At 69.0% G+C, this 17,878-nt stretch carries 17 protein-coding genes; 11 read left to right on the top strand and 6 right to left on the bottom strand.

The window, feature by feature from the left end:
• Positions 1–32 precede the first annotated feature (32 nt).
• Genes ACZ50J_RS12615 through glgC form a run of 3 tightly spaced genes read right to left on the bottom strand, consistent with a single transcriptional unit; the run spans position 33 to position 3,419 of the window.
• Positions 33–917 (bottom strand): cyanophycinase, encoded by an 885-nt coding sequence (locus ACZ50J_RS12615; protein WP_464297499.1) that lies wholly within the window; start codon positions 915–917, stop codon positions 33–35.
• Positions 910–2,139, bottom strand: a complete 1,230-nt coding sequence (gene serB / locus ACZ50J_RS12610; RefSeq protein ID WP_464297498.1) for a phosphoserine phosphatase SerB — start codon at positions 2,137–2,139, stop codon at positions 910–912. Before serB ends, ACZ50J_RS12615 begins: the two co-directional genes overlap by 8 nt.
• Positions 2,140–2,168: 29 nt before the next feature.
• A complete protein-coding gene (glgC, locus tag ACZ50J_RS12605; RefSeq protein WP_464297497.1) occupies positions 2,169–3,419 on the bottom strand; it encodes a glucose-1-phosphate adenylyltransferase in 1,251 nt (416 codons plus the stop codon).
• A gap of 42 nt (positions 3,420–3,461) precedes the next feature.
• Between glgC and glgA the strand changes: the two genes are divergently transcribed.
• Positions 3,462–4,703 carry a glycogen synthase gene (gene glgA / locus ACZ50J_RS12600; protein ID WP_464297496.1) on the top strand — a complete coding sequence of 414 codons (1,242 nt, stop codon included), beginning with the start codon at positions 3,462–3,464 and terminating at the stop codon, positions 4,701–4,703.
• A 45-nt stretch (positions 4,704–4,748) separates the two neighbouring features.
• Here the strand turns inward: glgA and ACZ50J_RS12595 are convergent, their stop codons facing one another.
• The gene (locus ACZ50J_RS12595; protein ID WP_464297495.1) at positions 4,749–5,501 is read right to left on the bottom strand and encodes a hypothetical protein; all 753 of its coding nucleotides are present in this window, start codon (positions 5,499–5,501) and stop codon (positions 4,749–4,751) included.
• Positions 5,502–5,585: 84 nt separating this feature from the next.
• Here ACZ50J_RS12595 and ACZ50J_RS12590 point away from each other — a divergent pair, with 84 nt between their 5' ends.
• The 4 genes from ACZ50J_RS12590 to ACZ50J_RS12575 are packed head-to-tail and all read left to right on the top strand — an operon-like array spanning position 5,586 to position 8,778.
• On the top strand, positions 5,586–6,398 hold the full coding sequence (locus ACZ50J_RS12590; RefSeq protein WP_464297494.1) for an ABC transporter ATP-binding protein: 813 nt from the start codon (positions 5,586–5,588) through the stop codon (positions 6,396–6,398).
• A gap of 39 nt (positions 6,399–6,437) precedes the next feature.
• Complete coding sequence (locus ACZ50J_RS12585; protein ID WP_464297493.1) at positions 6,438–7,205, top strand: sulfite exporter TauE/SafE family protein; 768 nt, start codon at positions 6,438–6,440, stop codon at positions 7,203–7,205.
• 31 nt (positions 7,206–7,236) lie between these two features.
• The gene (locus tag ACZ50J_RS12580) at positions 7,237–8,076 is read left to right on the top strand and encodes a TrmH family RNA methyltransferase (RefSeq protein ID WP_464297492.1); all 840 of its coding nucleotides are present in this window, start codon (positions 7,237–7,239) and stop codon (positions 8,074–8,076) included.
• 51 nt (positions 8,077–8,127) lie between these two features.
• Positions 8,128–8,778 (top strand): hypothetical protein, encoded by a 651-nt coding sequence (locus ACZ50J_RS12575; protein ID WP_464297491.1) that lies wholly within the window; start codon positions 8,128–8,130, stop codon positions 8,776–8,778.
• A gap of 6 nt (positions 8,779–8,784) precedes the next feature.
• Here ACZ50J_RS12575 and ACZ50J_RS12570 read toward each other — a convergent pair whose 3' ends face one another.
• Positions 8,785–9,810 carry an LLM class flavin-dependent oxidoreductase gene (locus tag ACZ50J_RS12570; protein ID WP_464297490.1) on the bottom strand — a complete coding sequence of 342 codons (1,026 nt, stop codon included), beginning with the start codon at positions 9,808–9,810 and terminating at the stop codon, positions 8,785–8,787.
• A 77-nt stretch (positions 9,811–9,887) separates the two neighbouring features.
• On the opposite strand from ACZ50J_RS12570, the gene ACZ50J_RS12565 reads away from it, so the two are divergent.
• The 5 genes from ACZ50J_RS12565 to ACZ50J_RS12545 all read left to right on the top strand — a co-directional run bounded on the left by ACZ50J_RS12565 (position 9,888) and on the right by ACZ50J_RS12545 (position 16,191).
• Positions 9,888–10,646: a lysophospholipid acyltransferase family protein gene (locus ACZ50J_RS12565; protein ID WP_464297489.1), complete on the top strand. Its 759-nt coding sequence runs from the start codon at positions 9,888–9,890 to the stop codon at positions 10,644–10,646.
• Between the two features lie 40 nt (positions 10,647–10,686).
• Positions 10,687–12,774: a RecQ family ATP-dependent DNA helicase gene (locus ACZ50J_RS12560; RefSeq protein ID WP_464297488.1), complete on the top strand. Its 2,088-nt coding sequence runs from the start codon at positions 10,687–10,689 to the stop codon at positions 12,772–12,774.
• A gap of 62 nt (positions 12,775–12,836) precedes the next feature.
• Positions 12,837–13,883 (top strand): glucose 1-dehydrogenase, encoded by a 1,047-nt coding sequence (locus ACZ50J_RS12555; RefSeq protein WP_464297487.1) that lies wholly within the window; start codon positions 12,837–12,839, stop codon positions 13,881–13,883.
• A 105-nt stretch (positions 13,884–13,988) separates the two neighbouring features.
• On the top strand, positions 13,989–15,392 hold the full coding sequence (locus tag ACZ50J_RS12550) for a DNA polymerase IV (protein WP_464297486.1): 1,404 nt from the start codon (positions 13,989–13,991) through the stop codon (positions 15,390–15,392).
• Positions 15,393–15,432: 40 nt separating this feature from the next.
• A complete protein-coding gene (locus ACZ50J_RS12545) occupies positions 15,433–16,191 on the top strand; it encodes a methyltransferase domain-containing protein (protein WP_464297485.1) in 759 nt (252 codons plus the stop codon).
• 6 nt (positions 16,192–16,197) lie between these two features.
• Here the strand turns inward: ACZ50J_RS12545 and ACZ50J_RS12540 are convergent, their stop codons facing one another.
• Positions 16,198–16,998, bottom strand: a complete 801-nt coding sequence (locus ACZ50J_RS12540) for a PIG-L deacetylase family protein (protein ID WP_464297484.1) — start codon at positions 16,996–16,998, stop codon at positions 16,198–16,200.
• 46 nt (positions 16,999–17,044) lie between these two features.
• Here ACZ50J_RS12540 and ACZ50J_RS12535 point away from each other — a divergent pair, with 46 nt between their 5' ends.
• Positions 17,045–17,875 carry a uracil-DNA glycosylase gene (locus tag ACZ50J_RS12535; protein ID WP_464297483.1) on the top strand — a complete coding sequence of 277 codons (831 nt, stop codon included), beginning with the start codon at positions 17,045–17,047 and terminating at the stop codon, positions 17,873–17,875.
• The last annotated feature ends 3 nt before the right edge of the window (positions 17,876–17,878 follow it).

Here is a 17,878-nt window from a genome sequence, read left to right as displayed (position 1 = left end):
TGGCGGAGACCGGCTACGACGACCGGGTGGAGCTATCTGCGCAAGGCGGCGGCTGCGGTGGCCGTGTCGTGGCGGTCCCTGCTGGTGGAGACCGCCAGATCGGCATACTTCTCGGAAAAGTCTGTGAGAGTAGCTGATTCAAGATCAAATGTCGCACCGAACGGCAGCGTGTGCACGACCGCGCCGGTGACCAGCAGCGGTGCGTCCCGCTCGGCCTGATGAGCATCGGTGACCGCGGTCCTCGCGTCGACGACGAACACCGCGCCGGAACCGACCACTGTCAGTTCGGTGCCGCCGGTGACCTCTGCGGCGGTGTCCTCGTCGATGCCCATGCCGAGCAGGTTCGGCGACGAGGCGACCAGGGACAGCAACCGGCCGTAACGCGCGCGTTGATCGAAGTGCTGGTCGACGATGACACCCGGGAGCAGACCAAGTCCGGCGGTGAGCTGACTCGACCGCTGCCGAGGAGTCACGCCCTCGTCGCCCATCGAGATCATGAACTGACTCATGATCGATGCACCGGCCGAGGTGCCGGCGATCACCGCACCGCGTTCGTAGGCGCGCAGAATCGCTGCACCCAGTGGTGTTCCGACGATCAACTGACTCAGCTTGAGCTGATTGCCACCGGACAGGAAGATTCCGGTGGCACCGTCGACGAGCGCCTGCAACTCGGCGTCACTGCTGTGCGCGCGATCGACCGGGTCGACGGAGTCGATCTGCGGTGCCCCGAGCCGCGAGAAGACCGTCGAGTAGACGTCAACGACCTCGTCGGGGACCGACGATGCCGTCGGAATGATCACGATGCGGGACTTGCGACCACCTGCCAGTCGTACGAAGCGTCGCAGGATCGTCACCCGTCCGACTTTGTCCTCGGCACCGCCGATGATCAGCAGAGAACGCGCAGCTGGATCAGACATGGGGTGATTCTAGGGAAACACCCGCGTCGGGACCCGCGCTGCCGGACTTCCCGGTGAGTCGGTCCGCTTCCTCGACGTCGTCGCGGGAGATGCCGAGCATGAAGAGCACGGTGTCGAGATAGGGGACGTTGACGCTGGCGTCGGCCTGCTCGCGGACGACCGGCTTGGCATTGAAGGCGATCCCGAGCCCGGCGGTGGCCAGCATGTCGAGGTCGTTGGCGCCGTCACCGACGGCGACCGTCCGAGAGAGCGGCAGGCCCTCGGCCTCGGCGAATCGGCGCAGTGCGCGGGCCTTCTCAGCACGATCGACCACTGGTCCGTCGACGCGTCCGGTCAGCTTGCCGTCGCGGACCTCGAGCTTGTTGGCGTGCGCCCGGTCGATGCCGAGCTCGGTGGCCAGCGGCTGGACGATCTCGATGAAGCCGCCGGACACGACCGCGACCGAGAAGCCGAGTCGCCGTACCGTGCGCAACAGGGTGCGTGCACCGGGCGTCAGGCGTATGGCGCGGCGCACCTCGTCGAACACGGACTCGTCGAGTCCGGCCAGGCAGCGAACACGTTCGTGCAGGCTCTGCTCGAAGTCCAACTCGCCACGCATCGCCCGCTCGGTGACGGCGGCGACTTCCGCCTCGCGACCGGCGTGTGCCGCCAGCAATTCGATGACCTCGTCCTGGATCAGGGTGCTGTCGACGTCCATCACCAGCAGTCGCCGTCCGCGCCGTGCCAGGCCGCCGGGGGACACCGCGATGTCGACGCCGTGTTGCGCCGCGAGCAGCGCGAGCGCCCGACGCAGCTGCGGCACGTCGGCGCCGGACAGGTCGAGTTCGAGGGTGGTCACCGGGTCGCGGGACAGCCGGCGGATGCGATCGATGTTCGCGCCCTGGTCGCCGATCGCCGAGGTGATCGGGGCCAGGCTGCGCGCCGGCAACGGGGCGCCGAGCACGACGACCGACGCCCGGCCCGTTCGGCGCGCCGGGTTGTCGCCGTGACCTGGCTCGACGGTGACGGTCAGCCCGAACTCACTGCCGACGGCTTCCAGGGCCGTGGTGAGTGCCGTCTCGTCGGACGTCGGTTGCAGCAGAGCGGTGAGCAGCAGCCGACCCCGGACCACCGCCTGCTCCAGGTCGAGCACGAGCGCGTCGGCCTCGGCCGCGGCCTGCAACAGGCGAGCCGAAACCGCCGGTCGGTCCTGGCCGGTGAACGTGACGAGGAGGGTGTTCATCTGTGGAATTGACTGTGACACAGGTGGATTCACGCCGGAATGACCGTGCCCTTGCCGACGACGGTGATGCCCGAGTCGGTCACGGTGAACCCGCGGGCACGATCCTCGTCGTGGTCGAGACCGATGCTGGCGTTGTCGGGCACGTGGACGTCCTTGTCGATGATCGCGCGGCGGATCCGGCAGTGTCGCCCGATGTCGACGTTGTCCATGATGATCGCGTCGTCGACCTGGGCGAACGAGTGCACCTTGACGTTCGTCGAAAGCACCGAGTTGCCGATCACCGAACCGCTCACGATGCAGCCGGGAGAGATCATCGAGCCGGTCGCCATACCGCTGCGGTCGGATGCACCGTGCACGAATTTCGCCGGCGGATAACCCGAATCGCTGGTGCGGATCGGCCAGTCGTAGTTGTAGAGGTTGAAGATCGGGTGGATCGACACGAGGTCCATGTGCGAGTCGTAGAACGAGTCGATCGTCCCCACGTCACGCCAGTAGCCGAAGTCGCGGTCGGTGACACCGGGGATCTCGTTGTCCCGGAAGTCGTAGGCGTAGGCCTCGCCCTTGTCGACGAACGCCGGAATGATGTTGCCGCCCATGTCGTGCTTGCTGTCGGCGTCCTCGGCGTCGGTCGTGACCGCCTCGACCAGGGCGTCGGTGTCAAAGACGTAGTTTCCCATCGAGGCAAGGATCTCGTGCGGCGCATCGGCGAGTCCGACCGGGTCCGAGGGCTTTTCGCGGAATGCGCCGATCTTCTGTCCTTGGCCCTCGGCGAGTTCGATGACACCGAACTGGTCGGCGAGCTCGATCGGTTGCCGGATGGCGGCGACGCTGGCGCGCGCGCCCGACTCGATGTGCCGGTCGACCATCTGGGCGAAGTCCATCCGGTAGACGTGGTCGGCGCCGACGACCACGACGATGTCCGGCTTCTCGTCGTGAATCAGGTTGAGGCTCTGGTAGATCGCGTCGGCGGAGCCGGCGAACCACTGCTTGCCGCGCCGCTGCTGCGCGGGGACCGGGGCGACGTAGTTGCCGAGCATCGTCGACATACGCCACGCCTTGGCGATGTGCCGGTCCAGGCTGTGCGACTTGTACTGCGTGAGGACGACCATCTTCAGGAAGCCGCTGTTCGCGATGTTGGAGAGTGCGAAATCGATCAGCCGGTAGATGCCACCGAACGGCACCGCAGGTTTGGCCCGGTCCGCGGTCAGCGGCATGAGTCTCTTGCCCTCACCGCCGGCCAGGACGATCGCCAGCACGGATGGTCCACCTCGTCGCACCATGGACATAACCTACGGGGCGCGCAGGGACTAGCGTCAGGGGTTGTGAGAGTGGATCTGCTGACCAAGGAATATCCGCCCAACATCTACGGCGGCGCCGGGGTGCATGTTGCCGAGTTGGTGCGCGCTTTGCGCGGACTCGGGGACACCGTGCACGTGCGTGCCTTCGGAAGTCCGGTGGATGAGACGGACACCACCGGGTATGCCGAGCTGCCGGAGCTCACGAACGCCAACGCGGCGTTGCAGACGATGGGTGTCGACCTGCGGATGGCCGACGACTGTGCCGGTGCCGACGTCGTTCACTCGCACACCTGGTACGCGAACTTCGCCGGCCACGTCGCGTCCCTGCTGCACGGCGTCCCGCACGTGGTGACGGCGCACAGCCTGGAGCCGATGCGACCGTGGAAGGCGGAGCAACTCGGCGGGGGCTACCGGGTCTCGTCATACATCGAACGCTCGGCGTATGACGCGGCAGCTGCCGTCATCGCGGTGAGCCACGGGATGCGCAAGGACGTGCTGGCCAGCTACCCGGACCTGGCCCCTGCCAAGGTGCACGTGGTGCACAACGGCATCGACTCCGAGCTGTGGCACCGTGACACCAGTGAGGCAGCAACAGCCACGTGCCGGACACACGGCGTGGATCCGGACCGCCCGACGGTGATCTTCGTCGGGCGCATCACCCGTCAGAAGGGTCTGCCCTACCTGCTGCGCGCTGCCGCCGAGCTGCCGCCGGAGGTGCAATTGGTGCTGTGTGCCGGTGCGCCGGACACGCCGGAGATCCTGCGCGAGGTCGAGGACCTGGTGGCCGGTCTGCGCGAGTCCCGGGACGGCGTGGTCTGGATCCCGGACATGCTGCCGCGCGCGGAGGTGATCGCATTGCTCTCCGGTGCAACGGTTTTCGTCTGTCCTTCGGTCTACGAACCGCTCGGAATCGTCAATCTGGAGGCGATGGCGTGTGGCTGTCCGGTGGTGGGTACGGCGACCGGAGGGATTCCGGAAGTCGTCGCCGACGGCGACACCGGCTGGCTCGTCCCGATCGAGCAGGTGACCGACGGCACCGGCACACCGAAGGACCCGGACCGGTTCGTCGCGGATCTCGCCCGGACCCTGACCGAGGCGGTGAGTGACGTCGCCGAGGCACGGCGACGTGGTGCGGCCGGTCGGGAGCGGGCGGTGCGTGAGTTCGGCTGGGAGACCATCGCCCGGCGGACGCAGCAGGTTTACGAGTCAGTTGCCGGTCGAGTGCCGGGGGAGCGGAGCGGAGGAGGTGTATCGAGACCAAGCTGAGGGGTCTCGATACGCGGCTCGTACCTCACCGCTACTCGACCGGCTTTACGCGCGCATTCCGGCGAGGTGCAGTGCGGCGGCAGTGGTGGCCTGGGCCATGGCACGGTCGGTGAGCGCCTGCAGCTCGCGCAGCGCCCGCTGCCGTTCCACATCGGCGCTGACATCGATGGCCGTCGGATGACGGAGTGCGAAGTCGACTGCCGCACCGACGGTTCCGGCCGTCTGCAGGATCCGGATTGCCCGGCCGGGCAGACCGGACGGCAGGCCCCATTCGCGCAGCGTGGCGACCTCGTCGGCCTGCGCCCGCAGGTTCGATCCGGCGAACGGCTGGATGTCGAGCGTCTCCAGCGCGGCGGTCGCGTGCGCGAGCCGGGTGCGCAGCTCGCGCTCGATCTGGGACTCGTGCAGTTCCTCCAATCGGTGGGCCGGGGTCGGGGCACAGTCGAAGGATGTCAATCGCACCGTCATACCCTCGTCGCCCTCGGGACCGAAGATCTCGATCGATGGCACGAGCGCGCCGCCGATCGCGGGCACGTAGACGCATTCACCGGAATCCGTTGCCGCGGCGTTGAGTTCGGGGTTGCCGCGCGGCATACCGGACAGGTCGCCGGCACGCGGGAGCGCACAGGCCAGGACTCGCTCACCGAAGTCCTGCCAGGTCGCCAGGTGTCCGACATCGCCGGCGACGTGGTCGGCATCGGGCAGCGCCCGGCGCACTGCTTCCTCGAGGTCCAGATGTCCGGCCCAGGCAGCGGTGACCCACAGGCTGAGGCGGACGGCGGCTGGCAGATCGGACATGGCCGCACCAGGGTATGACGCGGACGTGGGACGACCTGCTGGCCGGTCGCCGCCATGCTGCGGCCACGCCGTAAGGTGCGTCACATGTCGGATGTGCTGGCACTTGCCGGAGTGAGCGTTGTCCGCGGTCAGAAGCGCCTCTTGGACGGCGTCGACTGGGAGGTCGAGGAGGGCGAACGCTGGGTGGTTCTCGGCCCCAACGGTGCCGGGAAGACGACCCTGCTGCAGGTCGCTGCTGCGCGCATGCATCCGTCCTCCGGTGTCGCCGGCGTCCTGTCCGAGGTCCTCGGCACCGTGGACGTCTTCGAGCTGCGCCCACGAATCGGCCTGGCATCGGCCACGATTGCCGAACGCATTCCGAACGGCGAGCGCGTGAGTGACGTCGTCGTCACGGCGGCATACGGGATGGTCGGCCGGTGGCGTGAGAAGTACGACGACCTCGATCACGGACGTGCCCGCGAGCTGCTGGACGCCCTCGGCGCCGGGCACCTGGCGGACCGTCGCTTCGGGACGCTGAGTGAGGGCGAGCGCAAGCGGGTGCAGATCGCCCGCGCCCTGATGACCGACCCCGAGCTGATGCTGCTCGACGAGCCCGCGGCCGGACTGGATCTGGGCGGCCGGGAGGACCTGGTCAGCCGCCTCGGCGAGATCGCGCAGGACATCGAGGCCCCGGCCCTGGTGCTGGTCACCCATCACGTCGAGGAGATCCCGCCCGGGTTCACCGACGTGCTGCTGCTGCGCGACGGCAAGGTCGTCGCGGCAGGACCCCTCGAGGCCACCCTGACCGCCGAGAACCTGACCGCCACCTTCGGTGTGGAGCTGACCCTGGAGCACGTCGGCGACCGATGGGCCGCACGCGCGATCCAGCGTCCCCGCGGCCGGCATGCCGCCGGCTGAGCGCACCGCAGCCGACATCTTTGAAGAGCTGCTGACGCCATGTCGTTGACCGAGATCCTGTTGATCACGCTTGCCGGGATGGCCGCGGGCGGGATCAACACGATCGTCGGGTCCGGCACGCTGGTGACGTTCCCGACCTTGCTGGCACTCGGCTACCCGGCGGTGCCGGCGAACATCTCCAACTCGGTCGGTCTGGTCGCCGGGGGAGTCTCCGGATCGTGGGGATACCGGGCCGAGGTGTCCGAGGCGAAGGACCGGCTGAAGCAGTTCATGCCGATGTCGTTCCTGGGCGGCATCACCGGCGCCCTCCTGCTGATCTGGCTCCCGCCGTCGGCCTTCAAGGCGATCGTGCCGACGCTCATCCTGGTGGGGATCGTGCTGGTCGTCATCGGGCCGTGGCTCCAGCACCGAGCCGCGGACCGGCATTCCGAGGTGACCGACGAGATGTCGCGTGGGCGCCGGATCGGTTTGCTGGCAGGGCTTTTCGCGGCCGGTGCGTATGGCGGATACTTCGGCGCGGCCCAGGGCGTCCTGCTGATGGGACTGATGAGCGCGATGCTGCCCGACGGGCTGCAGCGGCTCAACGGCATCAAGAACATCCTGAGCCTGATCGTGAACGCCGTCGCTGCGCTCACCTTCGTCGTCGTGTCCTTCCACAACGTACGCTGGGGCGTTGCGCTGTGCATCGCGGTCGGTGCATTCCTCGGCGGGCTGATCGGCGCGAAGATCGGCCGCCGGCTGCCGCCCTGGCTGCTCCGGGCGTTCATCGTGGTCGTGGGCGTCGTCGCCATCGTCCAGCTGAGCTGAGGCCGGCTGGCACGACCTACAGTGGGGCATCGTGCCAGTCATCGAGATCACCGACCCCGCCGACGAGCGGGTGCGCGACTACTTCCGGCTGACCGACGTCGCCCTGCGCAGACGCCTCGAGCCGGAGAACGGGCTCTACCTCGCCGAGAGCGAGAAGGTCATCCGGCGGGCCCTCGGCGCCGGGCATCGGCCGCGGTCCTACCTGATGGGGCGCCGTTGGCTGACCGACCTGGCAGACCTGGTCGAGCAGGCCGAGACCGACGATGTGCCCGTGTATGTCGGGGCGGACGACGTGATCGAGGAGATGACCGGTTTCCACCTGCATCGTGGCGCACTGGCCTCCATGCACCGGCCGGTCCTCCCGGCATACACCGAGCTGCTGCGGGGTGCCCGGCGCGCGCTGGTGCTGGAGGACATCGTGGACCACACCAACGTGGGGGCGATCTTCCGATCCGCGGCGGCGCTCGGCGTCGATGCCGTCCTGATCACTCCACGTTGCGCGGACCCGCTCTACCGACGCAGCGTGCGGGTGTCGATGGGCACGGTCTTCCAGGTTCCCTGGACGCGGATCGACCCTTGGCCCGGTGCGGTGGAAACGCTGCAGGCGCAAGGCTTCTCGGTCGCGTCGCTGGCCCTGCACGACGACGCGATCACCCTGGACGAACTGGTCGCGGACCCGCCGGAACGGTTGGCGATGGTGCTCGGCACCGAGGGCGACGGGTTGAGCAGGCGCACCGTGGAGGCGAGCGATCTGGTGGTGCGGATCCCGATGTCGGGCGGTGTCGACTCGCTGAACGTCGCGGCCGCCAGCGCGGTCGTCCTCTGGGCGACACGCCCCACCGGTCCCAGGGGCCCCGCCGGCCCCGCATGACCAGTAGTTTCGGACTGTCAGTGGCATTGCAGATCGTCCGGAAGGCACGTCATGGATTCCAAGACCTGGTGGATCATCATCGCGATCATCGTCGTGGTGCTGATCCTGATCCTCATCGCAGCCTGGCAGGGAAAGCGCCGTACCGCGGCGCGCCGTGACGAGGCCCAGCAGCTGCGCGGCAGGGCGAGGGAGAACGAAGCGACCGTCACGGAATCCCGCCAGCGTGCCGAGTCGGCCACCGAGCAGGCGGAGCGCGCCCGTGCCGAGGCGGAAGCCAAACAGCGTGAGGCGGACCAACTGGCCGCCGAGGCGCGGCATGAGCAGAAGACCGCGGAGGCGGTCGAGCGCGATCACGAGGAGACCTTGCGCAAGGCCGATCGACTCGACCCCGACACACCGACCGACCGGCACGGCAATCGGATCGAGGGCACCGGATCGCGTGGTGACGGTGACGGTGAGAGCCGGATCGACCCGGACACCGGGCGACCCGTGGAGGAAGCGGCGCGCGAGCAACCCGACCCGCGCGAACGCCAGCACGTCGTCCGGCCGGACGGCTCGGTCGGGGACGAGCCCCCCGAGGGCGACGCCGATGGATCGGACGGCAGCAAGCCCTCGGACACGGTCAACCGGTTGTTCGGCCGGCACGCGCGCGACGACGCCTCCGAAGATGGCCCCGAGGACGGCGTCGAGCAGCCGAAGTAGTGACCGTCAGGATCCGGCGCGAGCCGCCTCCATGATCAACGTGTATGACGCCCGGCGTTCCGCAGGGTCGTGCACGTTGGTCGTGATCATCAGCTCGTCCGCCCCACAGCCGCGGGCGCGCGCCGTGATGCCCGCGAGGACCGCGTCGCCGGTGCCGGCGGTGACGAAGCGACCGAGACTGTCGACGAGTCGCTGTTCCAGTTCGGTCCATTCATGCGCTGCGGCTTCCTCCGGCGTGGGCAGTGGGCCGGGCCGGTTCTGTCGCAGACGGACCGTCGACAGTGCAGCCGCTCGCTCGAGTTCCGTTGCGCGCTCGGCGGTTTCGGCGGCGATGGCCGAGACGGCGAGCATGCTGTGCGGCTCGGTCAGGCCGTCCGAGCGCCCGTTCGGCTGGAACGAGTTTCGGTAGGCGTCGAACGCCTCCCGCGGGTCGACACTGCCGAAGTGGCCGGCGAAGGCGAAGTTGGTGCCGAGCAGGCCGGCGGCCTGTGCGCCGTACAGACTGGAGCCGAGGATCCAGATCGGCGGCAGCGGCACGTCGGTGGGCTGCGCACTGATCGGTGCGAACGGGTGGTCGTCGGGGAACCCGTCGACATACGCCCGCAGTTCGGCGTACTGCTGCGGGAAGTCGTCGGCGGCCAGCGCCTCCTTGCTGCGGCGCAGCGCGAACGCGGTCAGCTGGTCGGTGCCGGGCGCCCGTCCGAGTCCGAGATCGATGCGACCCGGGTGCAGCGCCTCCAGCACCCGGAAGGTCTCGGCGACCTGCAACGGCGCGTGGTTCGGCAGCATGATGCCTCCGGCGCCGACCCGGATCCGCTCCGTGGCGGCAGCGACGGTGGCGATCATGACGACCGGCGACGAGCTGGCCACACTCGGCAAATTGTGATGTTCAGCGACCCAATACCGTTCGTAACCAAGGGATTCGGTGTGTTGCGCGAGTCCGATCGTCTCCTGCAGTGCGGCGGAGGCGGTGCGGCCGGCGGAAATGGGGGAGAGGTCCAGCACGGACAGGGGTATGGCGGCATCAGTCACGCTTCGTGCAACGTCGCCCGGGCGCGCCGGCATTCCACGACTCGGACACCTCGTCTACCGCTGGGTAGGGTTCCGGCATGGAACCGATCTACTCCGGCGTCATCAACTTCGCCCGCGGCGTGTTCGCCCTGCAAGGTTTGAAGTTCGAACGCACCGGGTCCGACAACATCCCACGGACCGGTGGCGCGGTGATCGCGATGAACCACATCGGCTACTTCGACTTCTCCTACGCCGGGTATTCGGCGCGGGACGTCGGCAGGCTGATCCGTTTCATGGCCAAGAAGGACGTCTTCGACCACAAGGTCTCCGGCCCCCTGATGCGCGGCATGAAGCACATCCCGGTCGATCGTGCGGCGGGCGCGGGCGCCTACCGGGCGGCGGTCGAGGCCCTGCAGGCCGGTGAACTGATCGGTGTCTTTCCCGAGACCACGATCTCGCGATCCTTCGAACTGCGCGAGTTCAAGTCCGGCGCGGTCCGGATGGCGCAGGAGGCGGGCGTGCCCGTCATACCGATGATCATCTGGGGTTCGCAGCGGGTCTGGACCAAGGGTCTGCCGCGGCAGATGCGCCGGCCCAAGGTGCCGATCCGGCTCGACGTGGGCGCGCCGATCGCCATTGCCCCGGATGCGGACGTCGACGCAGAGACCGAGGCATTGCGCGCTCGGATGGCGACGATGCTGCACGCGGTGCAGGACGACTACGAGCCGTTGTCCGGCGACGACCTGAAGTACCTGCCGGCCCGACTCGGCGGCACCGCGCCCACGCTCGACGAGGCCAACGCGCTGGACGAGGAAGAGGCTCGCGCGAAGGCCGCGAAGCGGGCCGCGCAGGGGTGAGCCCGGCCGGGCTGTCGGACCCCGGATCCAGACTGACACGATGACGAGCGTGACTTCCCCGACGATCGAGACCGTTGCCGAGCGCACCTTGGCGGTGCTCGCCGGACCCGGCGCCCACCTGCGGGACGGGCAGTTGGAGGCCCTCCAGGCGCTGACGCAGCCCGGATCCCGGGTGCTGGTGGTGCAGGCGACCGGTTGGGGCAAGTCGGCGGTCTACTGGATCGCCACGTCCTGGCTGCGGGCGCAGGGCCGCGGACCGACCCTGGTGATCTCGCCGCTGCTGTCCCTGATGCGCGATCAGGTTGCCGCCGCGGAGCGTGCCGGTCTACGTGCCGCGACGCTCAACAGCTCGAATGTCGGTGCCTGGCAACAGATCGAGGACGACCTGGCGGCCGGCGAGATCGACGTGCTGCTGGTGTCGCCGGAGCGGCTTGCCAACCCGACGTTCGGCGCGCGGGTGATGAAATCGCTCAGCGGCACGCTCGGGCTGGTGGTGGTGGACGAAGCACATTCGGTGTCGGACTGGGGACATGACTTCCGGCCCGATTACCGCCGGGTCACGGATGTGCTGCGGACGCTCAACCCGCAGACCCCGGTGTTGGCGACCACGGCAACCGCGAACGCCCGGGTCGTCGACGACATCGCCGCACAGTTCGGTGACGACACGGTGGTGCTGCGTGGTCCGCTGGCGCGAGCGAGTCTGCAGCTGGCCGTCCTGCCACAGCTCGATCCGCTGCAGCGATTCGCCTGGGTCGTCGACCATCTGTCGCAGCTGCCGGGGTCGGGCATCGTCTACACGCTCACCGTCGCGGACGCGGAGCGGCTGACCGAGGCCATCCGGAACCGGTATGGCGCGGACGTGCCCGTCGCCGCCTACACCGGACAGTTGGACTCCAACTCCCGGGAGGCGCTGGAGGAGGACCTGCGCGCTAACCGGGTCAAGGCGCTCGTCGCGACGTCCGCGCTCGGGATGGGTTACGACAAGCCGGATCTGGGTTTCGTCATACACGTCGGCGCTCCGCCGTCGCCGGTGTCCTATTACCAACAGGTCGGCCGTGCCGGTCGCGCGATCGATCATGCGCTGGTCGCGCTGCTGCCGTCCGCGGGCGACGACGGCGTCTGGGACTACTTCGCGACAGCGACCATTCCCAAGGAACCGCAGGTGCGCCGGTTGCTCGACGCCCTCGGGGAAGCCGGCCAGCCGATGTCCGTGCCCCAGTTGGAGGCCGAGAGCGGCTTGCGGCGCACCAAGGTCGATCTGCTGCTGAAACAGCTCGCGGTCGACGGCATCACCGAGCGCACCGCCGACGGTTGGTCGGCGACCGGAACGCAGTGGAGCTATGACCAGGCGCACTACGACGGGGTGCTGGCGGTGCGCCGCCGCGAGGCCGACATCATGCGCAGCTACATCCGCGGCGAGCAGTGCCTGATGCAGCTGCTGCAGCAGTCACTCGACGATCCGGAGGCGGAGCCGTGCGGCCGGTGCTCGGTCTGCCTGGATCACCTGCCGGAGCCGCTGCACCCCGAGGCGTCCGGCGACACAGTTGCTCAGGTGCGGCAGCTGCTGCGGTCGCAGCAGCAGGTGCTCGAGCCGCGCAAGATGTGGCCCGGCGGCGCCTTCGGCCGACGCGGCCGGATCGCAGCCGAGGAGGCCGCCGAGGAGGGCCGCGTCATCGTGCATGCCGACGCCGCCGAGTGGGGTGAGCTGCTGGCCGGCGCCCTGCGCAGCGACGGGCCCCCACCCGCCGAGCTGGTCGACGCGTGCGTGCGCACCCTCGCGCAGTGGGACTGGAGCAGCCGACCCGACCTGATCGTCGCTCTGAGTGCGGCCGGGCACCCACAGCTTGTCGGCGGCGTGGCCGATGCCCTCGGTGCAGCCGGTCGGCTGCCGGTCCAGCGGTGGGAGGTGGACGGCGTGGCACCCGCAGACGCGACGTCGGTCGACGAGGCCGTCTTCTGGCGAGATGCGTTGGAGCGCAGCGCGGTTCCGGACCTCGCCGGTCAGTCGGTACTCCTCGTGGTGGACGCATCGTCCTCGGGGTGGGTCGTCACGGTCGCGGCTGCCCGACTCCGTATGGCGGGGGCCGGCGCCATACTCCCGCTGTTGCTGCATCGCACTGTCGGCTGAGACCACCGGGCGTTGTTCCGTCGTTCACGATCTCGCCGGAGGAGTCCGGTAGCTTCGGGCACATGCGCGCACTTACCGTCATCCCGGGAAAAGCAGGCAGCCTCTCGGTGGAGGACATGCCCGAACCGGACAAGACCCTCGGCGATGTACTGGTCGACGGCCTCGCGGTCGGCGTCTGCGGCACCGACCACGAGCTCGCCGACGGTGACTACGGGTGGGCTCCGGAGGGATCCGAACGACTGATCCTGGGGCACGAGTCGCTGGGTCGGGTGCGTGAGGCTCCGGCGGGCAGCGGGTTCGCAGCGGGCGACCTGATCGTCGGCGTCGTGCGGATGCCCGACCCCGAGCCGTGCGGAGCGTGCGCACACGGCGAGTGGGACATGTGCCGCAACGGCGAATACACCGAGCACGGCATCAAGTCGCTGCACGGGTTCGCGGCGGAGCAGTGGCGTGTGCACGCCGAGCACGCGGTCAAGCTCGACCCGGCGCTGGAGTCGGTCGGCATGCTGATGGAGCCGACCACGATCGTCGCCAAGGCATGGGAACAGATCGACCGGATCGGTGGCCGCGCGTGGTTCGAGCCACGGTCGGTGCTGATCACCGGTGCCGGCCCGATCGGCCTGCTGGCTGCTCTGCTCGGCGCCGCTCGTGGTCTCGACGTGCACGTCCTCGATCGCACGAAGGACGGCCCGAAACCGCAGCTGGTGAAGGATCTGGGTGGGACCTACCACACCGATCCGGTGGACACCGTGATCGCGGCGATCGAGCCCGACGTGATCATCGAGGGGACCGGGGCCACACCGGTCATCAAGGCGGCCTTGGCCAACCCGAAGCCCTACGCCATCACCATCCTGACCGGCATCTCCGATCCCGGCGAGGAGGAGACGGTCGATCTCGGCACTATCAACCGGACGGCCGTGCTGGGAAATGCCGCAGTGGCCGGCTCGGTGAACGCCAACCTGCGGCACTACGAGGCGGCGGCGCAGGCTCTCGCCGCGGCAGACCTGACGTGGCTCGAGCGGTTGATCACCCGCCGGGTGCCGCTGGAGAAGTACGCCGACGCGTTCGCCCTGCAGGACGACGACGTGAAGGTTGTCCTGACGCTCTGAAAGACTGTGCCGGTGAAGTTCGATCAGCACAGGCACAGGGGGCCTGTGAAGCGTTGGCGTTGGAGGGAGCTCGCGACCCCCAACGCTGACGGGGAGTAGGCCGCCGTGCGATCGACGGCCAGCATCATGCATCTGGACCTCGACGCATTCTTCGCCGCGGTCGAGCAGCGTGACAAGCCTTCGCTGCGCGGCAAACCGGTGTGCGTCGGCGGGATCGGCGCACGCGGCGTGGTGGCGACGGCGTCATACGAGGCACGTCGGTATGGCGCCCGCTCGGCGATGCCGACCGCGGAGGCCCGCCGCCGGTGTCCTTCGGGCACGGCGTTCCTCTACCCGCGTGGGGACGCCTACCGGGCGTCGAGTCGGATCGTCATGGACATCCTGCGTGCGGTGTCGCCCGTCGTGGAGCAGGTCAGTGTCGATGAGGCGTATGTCGACCTGGCAGCCGGCACGGACATCGACCTCAGCCCGGACGGCGTGCGAGCGGTTGCCGCAGGGCTGATCGGCGAGATCCGAGAGGCCACAGGGGGTTTGACCGCTTCGGCCGGCATTGCGAGCTCGAAGATGCTGGCCAAGATCGGCTCGGAGCTGGAGAAGCCGGCCGGACTCGTCGTCGTGCCGCCCGGCAAGGAGCTGGAGCTGCTCGGCCCGTTGTCGGTGCGCGTGGTGAGCGGCATCGGACCGGCCACCGAGGCACGGCTGCGGTCCTTCGGGGTCGAGACGGTGGCGGATCTGCAGCGGATGGAGCGCCCCGACCTGGTGAGCATCTTCGGGACCGCACACGGCGGCAGCCTGTACGAATTGGCGCGTGCCCGTGACGACCGGGAGGTCGTCGTCGAGCGGGAGGCCAAGAGCGTGTCGGCGGAGGAGACGTTCGAGCACGACGTGGTGGACCGTGACGTGCTGGATGCCGAGCTGGTCAGTCTCGCCCGCCGTACCGCGGCCCGGCTCGGCAAGTCGGCCGCGTTCGCCCGGACCGTCACGATCAAGGTCCGCCAGCACGACTTCGCGACCTCGACCCGGTCCGAGACCCTGTTGCATCCGACCGGTGATGCCGGCGTGATCCTGGACGTCGCGCGACGCCTGCTCGCCGGCGTGGACGTCTCGAACGGACTGCGGTTGTTGGGAGTCGGCGTGTCGGGGCTGAGCACTCACGCGCAGGAGCAGTTCCATTTCGACGCCGCGGATGCCGAGCACGAGGCACTGTCGTTGTTCGGTGCGTCCGACGAGACCGCGGCCGCGGATGACGCCGGCGTCGACGTTCCGGCCACCCCGGCGGGCGACGTGCGCCGCACGCCCGGGCCGGCGGCATACACCGGTGACGGTCCGCCGACGTGGTGGCCGGGGCAGGACATCGCGCACACGGACCTCGGCGCCGGCTGGGTCTGGGGCAGTGGTTTGGGCCGTGTGACGGTGCGTTTCGAGGGACCGACCACGGAACCCGGCCGGGTGCACACCTTCCGGGCGGACGACCCGGAGCTGAGCCACGGCGACCCACCCCAGTGGTAACCCCTCGATATCCGCTTGACCGCCGCGGCAGCATGGACGGATGCGTTCGTATGACGAACTGATCGACGAGGCCGCCACCGTCGACGTGTCCGGATGGGATTTCTCCTGGCTGGACGGGCGAGCGACCGAAGAACGTCCGGGCTGGGGGTATGCCGGGCTGCTCGCCACCGCGTTGGCCGGTGTGGACAGCGCGCTGGATCTGCAGACCGGCGGGGGAGAGGTGTTGGACTCGGCGCCCGCGCTGCCGGCGATCATGGCGGCAACCGAGGGGTGGGCACCGAATGCCGACTTGGCGCGAAATCGACTGGGACACAGGGGAGTCCAGGTGGTCGAGGCCGAAGTGGACGACCCGCTGCCATGGGCGGACGCATCGTTCGAGCTGGTGTCGGCAAGGCATCCGGTGACGACGCCCTGGGCCGAGATCGCCCGTGTGCTGCGTCCGGGCGGTCGCTACCTGGCGCAACACGTCGGTCCGGCGTCGGCGTTCGAACTCATCGAGTGGTTCCTCGGCCCTTTGCCGGCGGAGATCCGCGACGGTAGACATCCCCGGCACGACCGCACCGGTGCGACATCCGCCGGACTGGTGGTCGACGAGATCCGCACCGCCCGGTGCCGGATGGAGTTCTTCGACATCGGAACCGTCGTCTACATCCTGCGCAAGTGCGTCTGGTGGGTGCCGGACTTCACCGTCGAGCGGTATGCCGAGCAACTGCACGACCTGGACGTCCGCATCCGCCGCGACGGCGCGTTCGTCGCACACTCCAGCCGGCTGCTGGTCAGGGCGCACCAGCCGGACTGACCGGCGTCAGCCGGAGGCGGAGTCCAGGAACCAGGCGTGGACCATGCCGTCGGGACGACCGCGCTCGATGAAGTACTCGGTCCCGAACGCGGCGGCGAAGACCGCCGGTGGCATCGACATGAACATGCCGATGTCGGACACCTGGCTGCGGTGCGCCTGCATGGCGGCCCGAATGCGGTCCAGATAGTCGGAAACGTCGACCGCCCAATGGAGTTCGGCTTCCGGCATGCCCATCGGGTTGCCGTCGTCCATCGGCCCGTCCGGGTCGAATCCCTCGATGCCGGCCTCCTGAGCAACCTGCATCTGGGTGCGCATCACGTCGCGGTTCATGGTTTCCTCGAGCACCCGCGGTGCCCGCGCGGCGCGTGCGGCGGCGGCATAGGTGACGGCATGGACCTTGACGTGGTCCGGATGGCCGTAGCTGCCGTGCCAGTCGTAGCCGATCAGCACGTCGGCGTCCTCCTCGTCGAGGATCGCGGCCAATCGAGCGGCCGCCTCGTCGAGCGCTGCCTGATGGAACGACTTCGGGTCGGCGTTCTGATCCCAGCCCGTCATACCCGAATCGTGGTAGCCGAGCCAGGCGACCCGGGCGGTGCCGGTGATGGCGGCCGATGCCTCGGCCTCCTTGCGGCGCCGCTCCGCGAGGGTCTCGCCGGACTCGAGATCGTCCGGCACCTCACCGTGTTCGCCGCCGGTGCCGTAGACGACGACCACGCGATGGCCCTCGTCGGAGGCGCGGGACATCGAACCGGCGGTCTGCGAGCTCTCGTCATCGGGATGGGCGTGGAAGAACACGATCGTCGACACTCGCAGAATCTTGGCACGAGCCACCGACAGCCGATACAAGAGAGGTATGCCAGACCCACATCCGGTCACCGGCCGGCTCTTCGCGTCGCCGGTCGATCCCGGAACCGGCTGGCCGGGAGACCCGGCCACGGCCCGGACACCCGTCGCCGGCACGCCGGCGCAGGTCCGAAGGCTCGCGCGGTCGGCCGGATCGATCGCCGAGCTGGACGCGCTCGTGTCGGTATGCCGGGCCTGCCCGCGCCTGGTCGACTGGCGCGAAGAGGTCGCGACCACCGGTCGTCGCCGGTCCTTCGCGGACCAGCCCTACTGGGGCAGACCCGCCGCCTCCTTCGGCGACCCGCAGGCCACGCGGCTGATCGTCGGTCTCGCTCCGGCGGCCAACGGTGCGAACCGGACCGGGCGGATGTTCACCGGCGACAGATCGGGTGACTGGATCTTCGCCGCGCTGCACCGGGGTGGATTCGTAACGCAGCCCTCTTCCGTCGCAGCCGGCGACGGGCTGGAGCTGCACGGGATCCGGATGACCGCACCCGTGCACTGCGCCCCTCCTGCGAACAAGCCGACCACGTCCGAGAAGGCGACCTGCCGGCCGTGGCTCGAACGAGAGCTGCAGCTGTCGGCAGCGCGGCTGCGCGTCATCCTCGTGCTCGGCGGAATCGGCTGGGACGCAACACTTTCAACGGCCCGTGCGATCGGTTGGGACGTGCCGAGGCCGAAACCGAGATTCGGGCACGGCGCCAGGGCAACCCTGCAGGGACCGGACGGTCGGATCGAGCTGGTCGGTTGCTACCACGTTAGCCAGCAGAACACTTTCACCGGTCGACTCACCGAAGCGATGCTGGACGAGGTGATCGTGACGGTGCGCGAATTGGGCTGAGGC

It is taken from the genome of Flexivirga sp. G2, assembly GCF_055397625.1.
Note: the sequence above shows the minus strand (reverse complement) of the source record. Positions and strands in the feature narration are given on the sequence as shown.

What these genes read in the sequence shown, in the direction of transcription:
- ACZ50J_RS12590 (WP_464297494.1), top strand. Translation starts at nt 5,586, where the DNA reads ATGTCGGATGTGCTGGCACTTGCCGGAGTGAGCGTTGTCCGCGGTCAG.
- ACZ50J_RS12545 (WP_464297485.1), top strand. Translation starts at nt 15,433, where the DNA reads ATGCGTTCGTATGACGAACTGATCGACGAGGCCGCCACCGTCGACGTG.
- ACZ50J_RS12615 (WP_464297499.1), bottom strand. Translation starts at nt 917, where the DNA reads ATGTCTGATCCAGCTGCGCGTTCTCTGCTGATCATCGGCGGTGCCGAG.
- ACZ50J_RS12535 (WP_464297483.1), top strand. Translation starts at nt 17,045, where the DNA reads ATGCCAGACCCACATCCGGTCACCGGCCGGCTCTTCGCGTCGCCGGTC.
- serB (WP_464297498.1), bottom strand. Translation starts at nt 2,139, where the DNA reads ATGAACACCCTCCTCGTCACGTTCACCGGCCAGGACCGACCGGCGGTT.
- ACZ50J_RS12555 (WP_464297487.1), top strand. Translation starts at nt 12,837, where the DNA reads ATGCGCGCACTTACCGTCATCCCGGGAAAAGCAGGCAGCCTCTCGGTG.
- ACZ50J_RS12595 (WP_464297495.1), bottom strand. Translation starts at nt 5,501, where the DNA reads ATGTCCGATCTGCCAGCCGCCGTCCGCCTCAGCCTGTGGGTCACCGCT.
- ACZ50J_RS12585 (WP_464297493.1), top strand. Translation starts at nt 6,438, where the DNA reads ATGTCGTTGACCGAGATCCTGTTGATCACGCTTGCCGGGATGGCCGCG.
- ACZ50J_RS12565 (WP_464297489.1), top strand. Translation starts at nt 9,888, where the DNA reads ATGGAACCGATCTACTCCGGCGTCATCAACTTCGCCCGCGGCGTGTTC.
- ACZ50J_RS12560 (WP_464297488.1), top strand. Translation starts at nt 10,687, where the DNA reads ATGACGAGCGTGACTTCCCCGACGATCGAGACCGTTGCCGAGCGCACC.
- glgC (WP_464297497.1), bottom strand. Translation starts at nt 3,419, where the DNA reads ATGGTGCGACGAGGTGGACCATCCGTGCTGGCGATCGTCCTGGCCGGC.
- ACZ50J_RS12575 (WP_464297491.1), top strand. Translation starts at nt 8,128, where the DNA reads ATGGATTCCAAGACCTGGTGGATCATCATCGCGATCATCGTCGTGGTG.